This window comes from Variovorax sp. OAS795 (genome assembly GCF_040546685.1).
Lineage (GTDB): Bacteria > Pseudomonadota > Gammaproteobacteria > Burkholderiales > Burkholderiaceae_C > Variovorax.
On sequence record NZ_JBEPOH010000001.1, the window covers coordinates 4,376,880 to 4,392,036 of the forward strand.

The following is a 15,157-nucleotide window of genomic DNA, read 5'->3' on the forward strand; positions in this document are numbered from 1 at the left end:
CTTGCAGCCTGCAGCAACGGCTAATGCGCCTTGAGCCGGGGTGGTGGCCGGCTGAGCCGCGGCAGCCGGCGGCGCGAACCGAGCACGTCTTCGATGTCCTGGCGCGCGCCGTCGATCAGGCGGATGACCGCGCGCTCGGCCTTGGCCGGATCGTGTGCGACCACCGCATCGAGCACCGCGCGGTGCAGCGGCAGCGAGAGCGCGGGACCGTCGGGCTTGGTGGTCGAAATCTCGAAGCTGGTGCGAAGCAGCGCGTTGAGCGCCTTGCTCATCTGCGCCAGCATGCGGTTGCGCGCGGCGCTCAGGAGGCCGGTGTGAAAGCGCAGGTCGAAGGTGACGTAGTCGCCGCCGTTTTCCACGGCCTCTTTCATGCCGGCGTAGGCGCGCTCGATCTCCTCGATGTCTTCCGGGCTGGCGCGCTCGGCCGCGAGCCGCACGGCCGCCGGCTCGACCACGCGCCGCAGGTCCTGCAGGTCGCGCAGAAACTCGGGCGTGAGGCCGGCGCGCGACTGCCAGGTGATGACGTCGGGGTCGAACCAGTTCCACTTGTCCTGCGGCAGCACCCGCGTGCCCACCTTGGGGCCCGTGACGATCAGCCCCTTGGCCGCGAGCGACTTGATGGCTTCGCGCACCACGGTGCGGCTCACGCCGAGCTCTTCGCCCAGGATGGGTTCGGCCGGGATCGACGCACCGATCGCATAACGGCCGGCCACGACAGCTTCGCCGAGCAGCTCGAGCGTGCGACCGTGGATGTTCTTGATCATGTGCGTGATATGAAATTTGGTATGCCGACGCTCGAAAACACTAACGCTGCGGCATGTTCTTCACACTTATCATATGATGATTGAAATGGCTGCTCGGCAGGACAAACCCTGAGGTTTGGGGTCGTAAGCGGTCGTAAACGGAGACAAACCGATGAGCACTTCCCCCAAGAAAAAAGCCAGTGAACTGCGCAGCCAGCAATGGTTCGGCCGCAACGACCGCGACGGTTTCATCTACCGAAGCTGGGTCAAGGGCAAAGGCGTGCCGCACGACCAGTTCGACGGGCGCCCGGTCATCGGCATCTGCAACACCTTCAGCGAGCTCACGCCCTGCAACTCGCATTTCCGCACGCTGGCCGAGCAGGTCAAGATCGGCGTGTACGAAGCCGGCGGCTTCCCGCTCGAATTCCCGGTGATGTCGCTCGGCGAGACGCTGCTGCGGCCCACCGCGATGCTGTACCGCAACCTTGCCAGCATGGACGTGGAAGAAAGCATCCGCGGCAACCCGCTGGACGGCGTGGTGCTGCTCATGGGCTGCGACAAGACCACGCCCGCACTCATGATGGGCGCGGCCAGCGTCGACCTGCCGACCATCGGCGTCTCGGGCGGCCCCATGCTCTCGGGCAAGTGGCGCGGCCAGGAGCTGGGCTCGGGCACCGGCGTGTGGCAGATGAGCGAGCAGGTGCGCGCCGGCACGCTCAAGCTGCAGGACTTCTTCGAGGCCGAAAGCTGCATGCACCGCAGCCACGGCCACTGCATGACGATGGGCACCGCGAGCACCATGGCCAGCATGGTCGAGTCGCTGGGCATCGGCCTGCCGGGCAATGCGGCCTACCCGGCCGTGGACGGGCGCCGCAACGTGCTGGCGCGCATGGCGGGCCGGCGCATCGTCGACATGGTGCATGAAGACCTGCACATGTCCAAGATCCTCACGCGCGAGGCCATCGAGAACGCCATCAAGGTGAACGCCGCCATCGGCGGCTCCACCAACCTGGTCATTCACCTGCTGGCCATTGCGGGGCGCATCGGCGTGGACCTGAAGCTCGATGATTTCGACCGCCTCGCCTCCGAGCTGCCCTGCCTGGTCGACCTGCAGCCCTCGGGCCGCTTCCTGATGGAAGACTTCTGCTATGCGGGCGGGCTGCCGGTGGTCATCAAGGAGATCGCGCAGTACCTGCACAAGGACGTCATCACGGCCAACGGCCAGACGCTCTGGGACAACGTGAAGGACGCCGAGAACTACAACCCGCAGGTGATCCGTTCGCTGGCCGAGCCGTTCAAGGAAAACGCCGGCATCTGCGTGCTGCGCGGCAACCTCGCGCCCAACGGCGCCATCATCAAGCCGAGCGCCGCCACGCCCGAACTGCTGGTGCACAAGGGCCGCGCGGTGGTGTTCGAGAACGCCGACGACCTGCACCAGCGCATCGACGACGAGAACCTCGACATCGACGAGCACTGCATCATGGTGCTGAAGAACTGCGGGCCGCGCGGCTACCCCGGCATGTCGGAGTCGGGCAACATGCCGCTGCCGCCCAAGGTGCTGCGCAAGGGCATCACCGACATGGTCCGCATCAGCGATGCGCGCATGAGCGGCACCGCCTACGGTACCGTGGTGCTGCACACCGCGCCCGAGGCCGCGGCGGGCGGGCCGCTGGCGCTGGTCCAGGACGGCGACATCGTCGAGCTCGACGTCCCCAACCGCAGGCTGCACCTGCACGTGAGCGACGAGGAACTTGCGCGCCGCCTCGAAAAATGGGTGCCACCCAAGGCGCCGCTCGACTCCGGCTACTGGAAGCTCTACGTCGACACGGTGCTGCAGGCCGACCAGGGCGCCGACCTGGCCTTCCTGCGCGGGCGCCGAGGGGCTTTCGTGCCGCGCGACAATCACTGACCTCGCCCCTTGCGGGCTTTCCCATGGAGCCGAATTGAAATGAGCAGATTGGTCGCGGTCGACTGGGGCACGAGCTCCCTGCGCGGCGCGCTGCTCGATGCCCGCGGCAAGGTGCTCGAGGAGCGCAGCGATGCGCGCGGCATCCTCAAGGTGCCGGCGGGCGGCTTTCCCGCGGTGTTCGAGTCGCTGTTCGGCGACTGGATGCAGACTGCGGACACGCGCTGCCTGATCTCCGGCATGGCCGGCAGCAAGCAGGGCTGGGTCGAGGCGCCTTATTGCGCCTGCCCCGCCGGACGCGTCGAGGTGGGCCGTCGGATCATCGGCATCGACGCGCTGCCCGGCGCACGCATCTCCATCGTGCCGGGCCTTCGCGACGAGCACGACGGCGTGCCCGACGTCATGCGCGGCGAAGAGGTCCAGATCTTCGGTGCCATGGCGCTGATGGATGCCGATGAAGGCGTCTTCGTGCTGCCGGGCACGCACAACAAGTGGGCCACGGTGAAGAAAGGCCGTGTCACGGGCTTTCGCACCTTCATGACCGGCGAGTTCTACGCCTTGCTGAGCCAGCACTCGATCCTCGCGCGCACGCTCGAGGCCGATGCGCCGCTGGACGAAGCCGCCTTCGTGGAAGGCGTCACCCGCTCCGACAACGGCCAGGGCCTGCTGCACAACGCGTTCGGCGCGCGCACGCTGGCGCTGTTCGAGCGCATGCCGACGGCGGAGCTCGCCAGCTATCTCTCGGGCCTGCTGATCGGCGAAGAGCTGCGCACGCAATCGCTGCACGCCTTCGGCGAAGTGGTACTGATCGGCTCCCCCGCCCTCACGCAGCGCTATACGCTCGCGCTGCGCGCCACCGGCATCGCCACGCGCACGCTCGGGGCCGAAGCCACCTGGGCCGGACTGCATGCGCTGTCCGGTTTTCTCGACGCAGACAGAACATCCTCATGACGACTCCCCAAGAAAAATTCCAGGCCGCGATGCGCGAGCTGCCGCTGGTCGCGATCCTGCGCGGACTCACGCCCGCCGAGGCTGCCGACGTGGGCGACGCGATCGTCGAGTCCGGCTTCCGGCTGCTCGAAGTGCCGCTCAATTCGCCCAAGCCCTACGCCAGCATCACGCTGATGCGCACGCGCTTTCCCGAGGCCCTGGTGGGTGCCGGCACGGTGCTCGATGCGCAGCAGGTGCGCTATGTGCATGCGGCCGGCGGCGAGCTGGTCGTGTCACCCAACTTCAATGCCGAAGTGGTCGCCGAGGCCGTGCGTCTCGGCATGGTCTGCCTGCCCGGCGTGCTGACGCCGACCGAAGCCTTCGGCGCGCTGGCCGCAGGCGCGACCGGCCTCAAGCTGTTCCCGGCCGAACTGGCATCGCCCGCGGTGGTGAAGGCGCTGCTCGCGGTGCTCCCCGCCGGCACGCCGCTGATGCCCGTGGGCGGCATCACGCCCACCAACATGGCGGAGTGGCGCGCCGCCGGCGCGTCGGGCTTCGGCATCGGCTCGGCGCTCTACAAGCCCGGCAAGCAGGCATCGGCCGTGCGCGCGGATGCGCAACGCTTTGTCGCAGCCTGCACCGGCGCCGCTTACGCCTGAGCCCCTTTTCCTTTTAGTTCAACCACGTCCACGAGGTCCCGTCGATGTCCGCAGATTCAGACTACGCCAGCCCCGCCGTGCGCAAGTTGCGCGAAGACCTGTCGCTGGCCTTGCGCGCAGCCGCCCACCACGGCCTCTCGGAAGGCGTCTGCAACCACTTCAGCGTAGTGCTGCCCGGCGCGCAGGACCGCTACCTGATCAACCCGCGCGGGCTGCACTGGAGCGAGATCGGCCCGGACGACATCGTGCTGATCGACGTGCACGGCGAAGTGCTTGCCGGCCGCCACCGGGTGGAGCCGACCGCGCTGTTCATCCATGGCGCGGTGCACCGGCTGACCGGCCACGCGGTCGTGCTGCACTGCCACATGCCCTACGCCACCGCGCTCACGCTCACGGCCGACCGCGCGCTCGATCCCACGCTGAGCCAGAACGCGATGCGCTACATGAACCGCATTGCGATCGATGCGGTCTACAACGGGCTGGCGCTCGACAATGCCGAGGGCGAGCGCATCGCACGCGCCATGGAGGGAAAGGACGTCGCCTTCCTGGCCAACCACGGCGTGATCGTGGCGGGCGCCACCATCGCGCATGCCTACGACGATCTCTACTACCTCGAACGCGCGAGCCTGCACCAGGTGATCGCGCAATCCACCGGGCGCCCGCTGGTCCCGGTCGACGCCAAACTGGCCGCGCTGGCCGCGGCGCAGATCCAGGGCGAACGCGAGCAATCCGACCTGTTCTTCGAGGCTTTGCGGCGCCTGGTGCCCCCGCCGCACGGCTGACGTCCGTTCGGCCGGTTTCGCATGGCAGGAGGAGGCCATAGGATGGCGCACGATGGCGCAAGTGCCGCGCAGCGGCTTACAGCTCTTCATCCGATTTCGCCCAAGCCTTACACGGCGTTCACATGGAGCAACGACGATAGGGCTTCCAACCACTCCACTGGAGTTGCCATGAAAAAGCTCACTTTCGCATTCGGCGCCGCCGCCCTGCTCTCGCTGGCAGCGCTCAGCGCCCCCGCCCAGGCACAGACCGGCGGCCGCTTCATCCAGGCCCAGGTGTATGTGGTGCCCGCACCGCCGCCGCCCCCGCGCCATCACTACTACGTGGCGCCGTCGCCGCCCCACCACTACTACGCGCCCCGCTACCGCGACCATGACCGCTACGAGCACCGCCACCGCCGCTGGGAAGAGCGCCGCGAAGGCCGCCGGGACTACGATGGCGACGGCGTGCCCAACCGCTACGACCGCCGGCCCAACAATCCGTACCGCTACTGATCGCCGGGGCCGGCCGGAGCGGCCCGTTCAGGCTTGTGCCACGCGCCGCAGCAGCCCGGCGGTGGTGCGCGGCCAGCCCACGCGGCCGAACCATGCGCCGCCGGCAATGGCCGAAGCGATGACCACGCCGTACAGCACCATCGCCACGCCCTGCGCCGCAAAGACGCCGGAGAGCCCGCCCCCCCAGCGAAAGACGAGCCAGCCGCCGATGCCCGCCACCGCGAGGCGCGTGAGGTTGCCCACCACGGGCCACAGCAGGCGCCCCGCCCCTTGCGAGGCGAAGTACAGCACCAGCCCGACACCGAAGAAGCCATAGAGCGGCCCCACCAGGCGCAGGTAGTGGGCGCCGGTTTCGAGCATGGCAGGGTCGTTGCCGAAGAGCATCAGCCAGGGCCGCGGAAAGAACGCCGCGGCAAGGCCGATGCTTTCGGTGAGCGCGAACGCGATGGCCGCGCCGGCCCAGGCGGCGCGCAGCGCGCGCTCGCGCTGGCCGGCGCCCATGCAGGTGCCCACCATCGCGACCAGTGGCGCGCCCAGGCCGAACACCAGTGGCACCATCAGGTACTCGAGCCGCGACGCGGTGCCGTAGCCCGCCAGCGCGCCCGCACCGAACGGCGCCGTCAACGCCGTGGCGGTGCCGATGGACAGGTTGGTGGCCACCGTTGCCACCGCGGCGACGAGGCCGATGCGCAGGATCTCGCGGAACAGCGGCCAGCGCAGCTTCAGCGTGGCGAGCGTCGGGCGAAGCAGGCTGCGCGGCGAGCGCAGGTAGACGATCAGCGCCACCGACCCCAGCAGGTAGTAGAGCAGCAGCGCCATCGCTCCGCCCGCGATGCCCATGCCCGGCAGCGGTCCCCAGCCGAAGATCAGGAGCGGCGATGCGGGAATGAGGAACAGCACCCCCACCACCGTCACGTTCGCCGGCACCGACATGTTGCCGGTGCCTCGTATGACGGCCGAGAGCGAGTTGAAAAGCCACACCAGCACCGCGCCCGCGAACACCCAGTTCGAATAGGTCAAGGCTGCGTCCAATGCCGCCCCGGTGCCGCCCATGACGCCGTAGAGCCAGCGCCCGCCGAAGAGCAGCGCAAGCGAGAAGCACAGCCCGAACCCCAGCGCGATGACCACCGCGTGCCACACCAGCGCATCGGCATCGGCGCGGCGGCGCGCGCCCAGGGCACGGGCAATCGAGGAGGCGATGCCGCCGCCCATGGAACCGCTCGATGTCATCTGCATCAGCATGACGACCGGGAACACCAGCGCCATGCCTGCCAGCGCATCAGTCCCCAGCTTGCCGACGAAGTAGGTTTCGATCAGTCCGGCGGAGGCCTGCGCCAGCATCACGAGCACGTTGGGCGCGGCCAGGCGCAGCAGCGTCGGCACGATCGGCGCCTCGAGCAGGCGGCGCGTGCGCGGGTCGAGCTCCTGGCTCATTCATCGGCCTCCGTGCCGTGCACCACGGTGCGCGCTCATGCCGCCGCCAGCTTCGAGCGCGCGAGCCGCGCTTCGCGGATCGGCAGGTGGACCAGCGCGGCGCCTGCGGCCAGCGCGATGTCGATGTACCAGACGATGTCGTAGTTGCCCGTGGCCTGGAAGACATAGCCGCCCAGGAACGCGCCCAGGAAGCCGCCGACCTGGTGCGCCAGCATCACGATGCCGAACAGCATCGCCATGTTGGCCGGCCCGAACATCTTGGCGACCAGGCCGGCCGTCGGCGGCACGGTCGAGAGGAAGGTCACGCCCATCACGGCGGCGAACACCAGCATGACCACGGTCGTCTTCGGCGCCAGCAGGAACACCAGCACGGCGATGGCGCGCGTGGCATAGAGCAGCGAGAGCAGCGACTTCATGCGCCAGCGCCCCACGGCCCAGCCCATCGCCAGGCTGCCGACGATGTTGAAGAGCCCGACCATCCCGAGCGCCCATCCGCCGACTTCGGGCGGCAGCCCGCAGGCCGCGACCACGCCGGGCAAGTGCGTGGCAAGGAACGCGACGTGAAAGCCGCAGACCAGGAAGCCCAGGCTCAGGTAGCGGTAGCTGGGCGTCGCGAGCGCCTGGCCGATGGCCTCGCGCGCACTCAGCGGCCTGGTGCCCGATGCAGCGGCCGAGGCCGCGGCCATCGCCTTCGAATTGCCCTTGAGGACCCATGCAGCCGGCAGCGCCAGCAGCACCAGCACGCCGAGCCACTGCATGGCGCCCGCCCAGCCCACTGCCGCCGTCAGGCCGACGGCGATCGGCGCCATCGCGAACTGTCCGAAGGAGCCGCCGGCATTCACCACGCCGGTGGCAAAGCCGCGCTTGTGCGCCGGCACGAGGCGCGTGGTCGCGGCCATCAGCACCGAAGGGCCCGCCATGCCGGCGCCGCCGGCCGCCACCACGCCGATGGCGAAGATCAGGCCCGCCGTGCTCGTCATGAGCGGCGTGATCAGCGTGCCGACAGCCACCAGCAGCACGCCGAGGAACACCACGCGCCCGGTTCCGATGCGGTCGGCCACGGCGCCCGCAAAGGGCTGAGTGAGTCCCCACCAGAGCTGCCCGAACGCGAAGGCCAGGCTGATGCTGCCGATGCCGAGGGCGGTCGAGGTGTTGAGCGCCGAGAGGAACAGCCCCATCGTCTGGCGCACCCCCATCGTGAGGGCAAAAGCGCCCGCGGCCGCCAGCAGCACGAACCAGAGCGCATGGCGCCGAAGAGTGGTTTCATTCATCGTGGGCTCCTGCCGGGTCTTCCGGCTGTCCATCGCCCAGCCCTGCGCGCTGCAGCAGCTCCAGGCTTTCGTCGAGAAGCGCATGCAGTGCCAGCACGCGCTCCGTGCCGAGGATGTCGTTGAGCGCCAGCTGCGCGCCGTGCCACAGGCGCTGCGCCTCGGCGCGCTTCTCGCGGCCTGCTTCGGTCATTGCCAGCATGCGGCTGCGCGCATCGGGGCCCTCGGTCTGCACCAGGAAGCCCGCCGCGAGCAGCGGCTTGAGATTGCGCGTGAGCGTGGAGGCGTCGACGTTCATCTCGCGCGCCAGGTCGACCGGGCGCAGCGGCCCGAAATGCAGCACGTGCGAGAGCAGTGAATACTGCGTGGTCTTGAGCCCGCTGGGGGCAACGTGCGCGTCATAGAGGCGCGACGCCAGCCTGGAGAGCCGGCGCAGGCGGAAATTGGTACATCCTTGGGGCCTGGACCGAGGCTTCAGAGCGGTGTTCATGTTTTCATTGTACCTACAATAATTGTATATGCAACTATCAAGGAATTTTTCATGACCGAGCCCCAGACCATCGACGCCTGGATCGCCCAGGAGACCGAGATCGTCCAACGCCTCGACGCCGGACCCGGCCCTGGCGTGGCGCGGCCCGAGCAGATCGCCGGCAAGACCGGCCTCGAAATGATGCAGGCCATGCTGAGGGGCGAGATTCCCTTTGCGGCCATCGCCAGGACGCTCGACTTCACGCTGCTTTCGGTGAGTCCGGGCGTGGCGGTGTTCCAGGGCAGGCCGCTGGCGCAGCACCTGAACCCGCTCGGCACCATCCACGGCGGCTGGATTGCCACGGTGCTCGACTCGGCCCTCGGTTGCGCGGTCCACACCATGATGCCGGCCGGCCGCAGCTACACCACGGCCGAGCTCAGTGTGAACTACGTGAGAGCCGTCACGCCCCAGGTGCAGCGGGTGCGCGCCGAGGGCAAGGTGATCCATTGCGGCCGGCAGCTCGCGACCGCCGAGGCGCGGCTCGTCGGGCCCGACGGCAAGCTCTATGCGCATGCCACCACCACCTGCCTGGTGTTCGACAACCCCGCGCCACGCTGAAAAACGGGTCTGCCGCCATGCCTTCCGCTCCCCACGACCCTTCGCTGGCGCCTGCGTTCCAGGCCCTGCTCGACCAGCGCTACAGCTGCCGCGGCTACCTGGCCGAGCCGGTGCCGCGCGAAACCATCGACGCCATCCTGCAACGCGCGCAGCGCACCGGCTCATGGTGCAACTCCCAACCCTGGCAGGTGATCGTGACCAGCGCGGCGGCCACCGAGCGGCTGCGCCAAGCCTTCGATTCCGATGAGGCCGCGGCCGGCGCGGCGTTCGACATTCCGCCACCCGCCGAATACCGCGGCGTGTACCAGGAGCGCCGGCGCGAATGCGGCTTCCAGCTGTACGAGAGCGTCGGCATCGTGCGCGGCGACCGGGAGGCTTCGCAGCGGCAGGCGCGGGAGAACTTCAGGTTCTTCGGCGCACCGCACCTGGCCCTGGTCAGCACCGAGGCGCTGCTCGGCACCTACGGCGCGGTGGACTGCGGCGCCTACGTCAACAACTTCGTGCTCGCGGCCCGCAGCCTCGGCGTGGCCAGCATCGCCCAGGCGGCCGTGGCCTCGCGTGCGCCGTTCCTGCATCGGTGGTTCGACATTCCGGACGATCGCCAGGTGGTCTGCGGCATCGCGTTCGGCTACGAGGACCCCGCGCATCCGGCCAACCGCTTCCGCACGACCCGTGCGCCGCTGGAGCAGGTCTGCCGCTGGGTGGATTGAGCCTCGCACCCGGCGCGGTAGTCCTGCGCCGTGTAAGTGCAAGGATATAAACCCCCGGGGGCAGTGATAATGATTCTCATCGTCAGCCGCGTGCTCGCGATGCTTTTCCAAAACACGTTTCTGCATCTGGAGGATCCTTCATGACCGACCGCTTCGGCGTCCAAGGCCGCGCCGCGCGCGCACTGATCGGCGTCTCCGCCGCCTGGCTGGCGGCTGCCGCCCTGCCCGCCCATGCCGCCAATGACGAACTCACGCTCTATACGACGCGCGAGCCCGCGTTGATCCAGCCGCTGATCACCGCCTTCAGCACGCAGAGCAACATCAAGGTCAACACCGTGTTCGTCAAGGACGGGCTGCTGGAGCGCGTCAAGGCCGAGGGCGCACGCTCGCCGGCCGACGTGCTGATGACGGTGGACATCGGCAACCTGATGGACCTGGTCGACGGCGGCGTGACGCAGCCGGTGAAATCGGCCGCGCTCGAATCGGCCGTGCCCGCCAACCTGCGCGGCGCCGACGGCCAGTGGTTCGCGCTCTCGCTGCGTGCGCGCGTGCTCTACGCCGACAAGAACCAGCCGCTCACCAGCTTCCGCTATGAAGACCTGGCCAACCCGAAATGGAAGGGCAAGGTCTGCATCCGCGCGGGCCAGCACCCCTACAACACGGCACTGGTCGCGGCCATGATCGCGCACGACGGCGAAGCCAGGACCGAGCAGTGGCTGCGCGGCGTCAAGGCCAACCTGGCGCGCAAGGCCACCGGCGGCGACCGCGACGTGGCGCGCGACATCCTCGGCGGCATCTGCGATGTCGGCCTGGCCAACTCGTACTACGTCGGCCAGATGAAGAGTTCGAAGGAAGGCACCGACGCGCGCAAGTGGGGCGACGCGATCAAGGTGGTGCGCCCGACCTTCGCCAGCGCCAAGAGCGGCGGCACGCACGTCAACATCAGCGGCGCGGCCGTGGCAAAGAACGCGCCGCAGCGCGCCAACGCGGTCAAGCTGCTCGAGTTCCTGGTGTCGGAGCCGGCGCAGACGCTGTACGCGCAAGCCAACTACGAATACCCGGTGCGCAAGGGCGTGGCGCTCGACCCGATCATTGCCGCGTCGATCGGCGAACTCAAGGCCGACCCGTTGCCGGTGGCCGAGATCGCCAAGTACCGCAAGCAGGCCAGCGCTTTGGTGGACAAGGTCGGTTTCGACCAGTGACCGGTATGGGCGGGCACGCGTTTCCGGTGCCCCAGTGCTGATCGCGCGGCGCCACTTGCCGGGCCTGCACGCCGCAGGCCCGCTCTGGCGTTCGGCCTCGCTGGCCATCGCCATCGGCGTGCTGGCGCCGGTGCTCACGCTGGCGTGGCTCGCGTTCGGCTCCGGCCTGGGGCACTGGGGCCCGCTGTTCGCGCACGTGCTGCCGCAGGCCGCGCTCAACACGGCCGTGCTGCTGGCGGGTGTCGGCACGCTGGTGCTGGTGATCGGCACCGGCTGCGCGTGGCTGGTCACGGCCTGCGACTTTCCGGGCCGCCGCGTGCTGCACTGGGCGCTGCTGCTGCCGCTCGCGATGCCGACCTACATCGTCGCCTTCGCCTACCTCGACCTGCTGCATCCGATCGGTCCGGTGCAAGGCGCGATCCGCTGGGTGCTCGGGTTCGACAGCCCGCGCCAGTTCCGCCTGCCCGACCTGCGCTCGATGCCGGGCGCGATCTTCGTGCTCGGCTTCGTGCTCTACCCCTATGTCTACATGACCGCCCGGGCCATGTTCATGACCCAGCCCGCGCATCTGATGGAAGCCGCGCGCACGCTGGGCGAAAGCCGGCGCGGCGCCTTCTTTCGCGTGGCGCTGCCGCTCGCACGGCCAGCGCTGGCCGTGGGACTGAGCCTCGCGCTGCTCGAGACGCTCAACGACATCGGCGCTTCGGAATTCCTCGGCATCAACACGCTCACGGTGGCGGTCTACACCACGTGGATCACGCGCTCCGACCTGGCCGGCGCGGCGCAGATCGCCTGCGCCATGCTGTTCATGGTGGTGGCGCTGGTCTGGCTCGAACGCAATGGCCGGCAGCACCAGCGCTTCGGCTCGGCACAACGCATGCGCGCCATGCAGCCGCGCCGCCTGCATGGCAGCGCCGCATGGCTGGCCACGGCTGCCGCCACGCTGCCGGTGCTGGTCGGCTTCGTCGCGCCGGCCCTCTATCTCGTCTGGGAAAGCGCCAAGCGGCTGCGCCAGGGCGGCGGCGTGTCGCATGGCCTGCTCGCGAGCCTGGGCAACACGCTGGCCCTGGCCGCCGGCGTGACGGTGGTGGCCGTTGCCGCGGGACTGGTCGTCGCATGGACGGCGCGAAGCCAGGGCTCGAGACCGGGCCGTGCGCGCTGGCAGGCACGCGTCGCCACGCTGGGCTATGCGGTGCCGGGCACGGTGCTCGCCATCGGCCTGCTCACGCCGGCGCTCGCGGTGGACGCGGCACTGGCCACTGCGCTCGGGCTGCAAGGGCTGCCGCTCATGGGTGCGGGCATCGTGCTGGTGGTGGCGTGCGCGATCCGGTTCCTCGCCATGCCGGTCGGCGGCATCGAGGCCGGGCTCGCGCGCATTCCACCCGCCATCGAACACGCCTCGCGGCTGCTCGGCGAGACCAGCGGCGGCACGCTGCGGCGCGTGCACCTGCCGCTGCTGCAGCCCGCCATCGCAACCGGTGCGCTGCTGGTCTTCGTGGATGCCATGAAAGAGTTGCCCGCCACGCTGCTGCTGCGGCCGGCCAATTTCGACACGCTGGCCACCTGGCTCTACGCCGAGGCCGCGCGCGGCACGTACGAGGAAGGCGCCATTGCCGCGCTGGCCATCGTCGCGGCGGGCCTGCTGCCGGTGATGCTGCTGGCGCGCAATCAACTGGGCACGCCATCGGCGCTGCCCGGTCCGGACACCACATGAGTTCCCCTCTCTTCATCGAATCGATCCAGCTCGCCTACGAAACGCCGCGCGGCCCGCACACCGTGGTGAGCGACTTCTCGCTCTCGCTGCCCGCGGGCGACATCGCCTGCCTCTTCGGCCCTTCGGGCTGCGGCAAGACGACCGTGCTGCGCGCGATCGCGGGCTTCGAGCCGCTGCGCGCCGGCAGCGTCCGGCTCGGCGACGTGCTGCTCTCTTCGACGCATGTGCACCTGCCGCCGGAGCAACGGCGCGTGGGCATGATGTTCCAGGAATACGCGCTGTTTCCCCACCTGTCGGCAAGCCACAACGTGGCCTTCGGCCTGCGCCGCATGGGCCGCGCGCTGCAGCGGTTGCGCGTGGCCGACATGCTGGCACTGGTCGGCCTGGCCGATGCCGGGGAGCGTTTTCCGCATGAGCTCTCCGGCGGCCAGCAGCAGCGCATCGCGCTGGCGCGCGCGCTGGCCCCGTCGCCCGCGCTGCTGCTGCTCGACGAGCCGTTCTCCAACCTCGACGGCGGCACGCGCGAGCGGCTGACGGCGGAGGTGCGCGGCATTCTCAAGCGGGCGGGCCAGACGGCCATCCTGGTCACCCACAACGAGGCCGAGGCCCATGCCATGGCCGACCGCATCGGCGTGATGCACGGCGGCCGGATCACGCATTGGCTGGACACTGCGACATAGCACAAGGGGCTCGTTCGGCGAATGGGCTTTTCGGGAAAAGGTTGTTCGGTGCCGGAAGAATCGCGGCACTCTTCTCCAACTTTTTTCCTTCGTCGAAAACGCACACGCCATGTCCCAGCCACTCACCCTCGTCAGCCACCTGCTGTGCCCCTATGTGCAGCGCGCCGCCATCGCGCTGGCCGAAAAGAACGTACCGTACGAACGCGTCGTGATCGACCTGGCCAACAAGCCGGATTGGTTCATCGCGATCTCGCCGCTCGGCAAGGTACCGCTGCTGCGGCTCGCGCGGCCCGACGGCAGCGAAGCGGTGCTGTTCGAAAGCAACGTGATCTGCGAATACATCGAGGAAACGCAGCCCGGCGCACGGCTGCACCCCGAGGATCCGCTCACCCGGGCCGAGCATCGGGCATGGATGGAATACGGCTCGGCCATCCTCGGCGACCTCTGGGGCTACGAGACCACGCGCGACGCCGAGGTGTTCGAGCAGAAGCGACTGGCAATGGCCGCCAAGTTCGAGCGCGTCGAAGCCGCGCTGGGCGCCGGGCCCTACTTCGCCGGCGCCGGCTTCAGCCTGGTCGATGCGGTGTTCGCGCCCATCTTCCGCTACTTCGAAGTGTTCGACGACATCGCCAATTCGCATATCTTCGATGCCCTTCCCAAGGTGAACGCATGGCGGCATGCACTGGCGGGTCGGCCCAGCGTGCGTAGCGCCGTGGTGCCCGAGTATCCGCAGCACCTGCACGCGTTCCTGCGCAAGCACGAGGCGCACTTGCTCACGCTCGCGCAATAACGAGAATCGGAATTCCTTCCCCCACCAAGATTCCACGAGATGCGACTCCTCCACACCATGCTGCGCGTCGGCAACCTCCAGCGCTCGATCGACTTCTATACCCAGGTGCTGGGCATGAACCTGCTGCGCACCTCGGAGAACCCGGAATACAAGTACAGCCTGGCCTTCGTCGGCTATGGCGGCGGCAACCCCGAGCAGGCAGAGATCGAGCTCACCTACAACTGGGGCACCGAAAGCTACGAACTCGGCACCGCCTACGGCCATATCGCGCTCGGCGTTCCCGACGCGTATGCCGCCTGCGAGAAGATCAAGGCAGCCGGCGGCCAGGTCACGCGCGAAGCCGGGCCCGTGAAGGGCGGCACCACGGTGATCGCCTTCGTGACCGATCCCGACGGCTACAAGGTCGAGCTGATCCAGGACAAGTCGAAGTCCCAGGGCCAGGCGGGCGCCGACGCCTTGCGCGCTTCCTAGCCGTTCGCCGGGCGCCCGTCCGAGCAAATCGGGCGGTCTTCCGCAAGCCGCCGTTCCGAATTGAACGCGCGGCGAATTCGGAGATACAAATGATCACCCTTTTCGGGCGATCGGCATATTCTTTGCTGTTATTTTCTCCGGGTACGCGCCGAGGCTCCAATGCCTCGCGCGCCGTTCTCCCGAAATCGCAATCAAGCTTCTATAGAGTTAGGCGAGCCGCGTTCGAATGAATCGTCCCGGCGGCGGGCCTTTGAACTATTTTCTACCTATTCGGTTATTTCCAGCGGCC

At 68.7% G+C, this 15,157-nt stretch carries 16 protein-coding genes; 12 read left to right on the plus strand and 4 right to left on the minus strand.

The window, feature by feature from the left end:
• Positions 1 to 20 precede the first annotated feature (20 nt).
• The gene (locus ABID97_RS21200; RefSeq protein WP_354400529.1) at positions 21 to 764 is read right to left on the minus strand and encodes a FadR/GntR family transcriptional regulator; all 744 of its coding nucleotides are present in this window, start codon (positions 762 to 764) and stop codon (positions 21 to 23) included.
• Between the two features lie 151 nt (positions 765 to 915).
• Here ABID97_RS21200 and ABID97_RS21205 point away from each other — a divergent pair, with 151 nt between their 5' ends.
• From ABID97_RS21205 to ABID97_RS21225, 5 genes are all read left to right on the plus strand, one after another.
• Positions 916 to 2,652 (plus strand): IlvD/Edd family dehydratase, encoded by a 1,737-nt coding sequence (locus ABID97_RS21205; protein WP_354400530.1) that lies wholly within the window; start codon positions 916 to 918, stop codon positions 2,650 to 2,652.
• Between the two features lie 39 nt (positions 2,653 to 2,691).
• Positions 2,692 to 3,600: a 2-dehydro-3-deoxygalactonokinase gene (locus tag ABID97_RS21210; RefSeq protein ID WP_354400532.1), complete on the plus strand. Its 909-nt coding sequence runs from the start codon at positions 2,692 to 2,694 to the stop codon at positions 3,598 to 3,600.
• A complete protein-coding gene (locus tag ABID97_RS21215; protein ID WP_354400533.1) occupies positions 3,597 to 4,238 on the plus strand; it encodes a 2-dehydro-3-deoxy-6-phosphogalactonate aldolase in 642 nt (213 codons plus the stop codon). The genes ABID97_RS21210 and ABID97_RS21215 overlap by 4 nt, the downstream gene beginning before the upstream one ends.
• A gap of 44 nt (positions 4,239 to 4,282) precedes the next feature.
• The gene (locus ABID97_RS21220; RefSeq protein WP_354400534.1) at positions 4,283 to 5,020 is read left to right on the plus strand and encodes an aldolase; all 738 of its coding nucleotides are present in this window, start codon (positions 4,283 to 4,285) and stop codon (positions 5,018 to 5,020) included.
• 168 nt (positions 5,021 to 5,188) lie between these two features.
• Positions 5,189 to 5,512: a hypothetical protein gene (locus ABID97_RS21225; protein ID WP_354400535.1), complete on the plus strand. Its 324-nt coding sequence runs from the start codon at positions 5,189 to 5,191 to the stop codon at positions 5,510 to 5,512.
• Positions 5,513 to 5,539: 27 nt separating this feature from the next.
• On the opposite strand, the gene ABID97_RS21230 is transcribed toward ABID97_RS21225, so the two are convergent.
• Genes ABID97_RS21230 through ABID97_RS21240 form a run of 3 tightly spaced genes read right to left on the minus strand, consistent with a single transcriptional unit; the run spans position 5,540 to position 8,704 of the window.
• On the minus strand, positions 5,540 to 6,946 hold the full coding sequence (locus tag ABID97_RS21230; protein WP_354400536.1) for an MATE family efflux transporter: 1,407 nt from the start codon (positions 6,944 to 6,946) through the stop codon (positions 5,540 to 5,542).
• Between the two features lie 35 nt (positions 6,947 to 6,981).
• Entirely contained in the window at positions 6,982 to 8,217 is a 1,236-nt protein-coding gene (locus ABID97_RS21235; protein ID WP_354400537.1) for an MFS transporter, read from the minus strand.
• Positions 8,210 to 8,704, minus strand: coding sequence for a MarR family winged helix-turn-helix transcriptional regulator (locus ABID97_RS21240; protein ID WP_354400538.1), 495 nt, complete (start codon positions 8,702 to 8,704; stop codon positions 8,210 to 8,212). Before ABID97_RS21240 ends, ABID97_RS21235 begins: the two co-directional genes overlap by 8 nt.
• Before the next feature lie 51 nt (positions 8,705 to 8,755).
• On the opposite strand from ABID97_RS21240, the gene ABID97_RS21245 reads away from it, so the two are divergent.
• From ABID97_RS21245 to gloA, 7 genes are all read left to right on the plus strand, one after another.
• Complete coding sequence (locus tag ABID97_RS21245) at positions 8,756 to 9,301, plus strand: PaaI family thioesterase (protein WP_354400539.1); 546 nt, start codon at positions 8,756 to 8,758, stop codon at positions 9,299 to 9,301.
• Positions 9,302 to 9,318: 17 nt separating this feature from the next.
• Positions 9,319 to 10,011, plus strand: a complete 693-nt coding sequence (locus ABID97_RS21250; RefSeq protein ID WP_354400540.1) for a nitroreductase — start codon at positions 9,319 to 9,321, stop codon at positions 10,009 to 10,011.
• Between the two features lie 140 nt (positions 10,012 to 10,151).
• Positions 10,152 to 11,213 (plus strand): Fe(3+) ABC transporter substrate-binding protein, encoded by a 1,062-nt coding sequence (locus tag ABID97_RS21255; RefSeq protein WP_354400541.1) that lies wholly within the window; start codon positions 10,152 to 10,154, stop codon positions 11,211 to 11,213.
• Between the two features lie 40 nt (positions 11,214 to 11,253).
• Complete coding sequence (locus ABID97_RS21260; RefSeq protein WP_503012825.1) at positions 11,254 to 12,927, plus strand: ABC transporter permease; 1,674 nt, start codon at positions 11,254 to 11,256, stop codon at positions 12,925 to 12,927.
• Complete coding sequence (locus tag ABID97_RS21265; RefSeq protein ID WP_354400545.1) at positions 12,924 to 13,607, plus strand: ABC transporter ATP-binding protein; 684 nt, start codon at positions 12,924 to 12,926, stop codon at positions 13,605 to 13,607. The genes ABID97_RS21260 and ABID97_RS21265 overlap by 4 nt, the downstream gene beginning before the upstream one ends.
• A gap of 109 nt (positions 13,608 to 13,716) precedes the next feature.
• Positions 13,717 to 14,397 (plus strand): glutathione S-transferase family protein, encoded by a 681-nt coding sequence (locus tag ABID97_RS21270; RefSeq protein ID WP_354400547.1) that lies wholly within the window; start codon positions 13,717 to 13,719, stop codon positions 14,395 to 14,397.
• A gap of 39 nt (positions 14,398 to 14,436) precedes the next feature.
• On the plus strand, positions 14,437 to 14,868 hold the full coding sequence (gene gloA, locus ABID97_RS21275; RefSeq protein ID WP_354400548.1) for a lactoylglutathione lyase: 432 nt from the start codon (positions 14,437 to 14,439) through the stop codon (positions 14,866 to 14,868).
• Positions 14,869 to 15,157 lie beyond the last annotated feature (289 nt).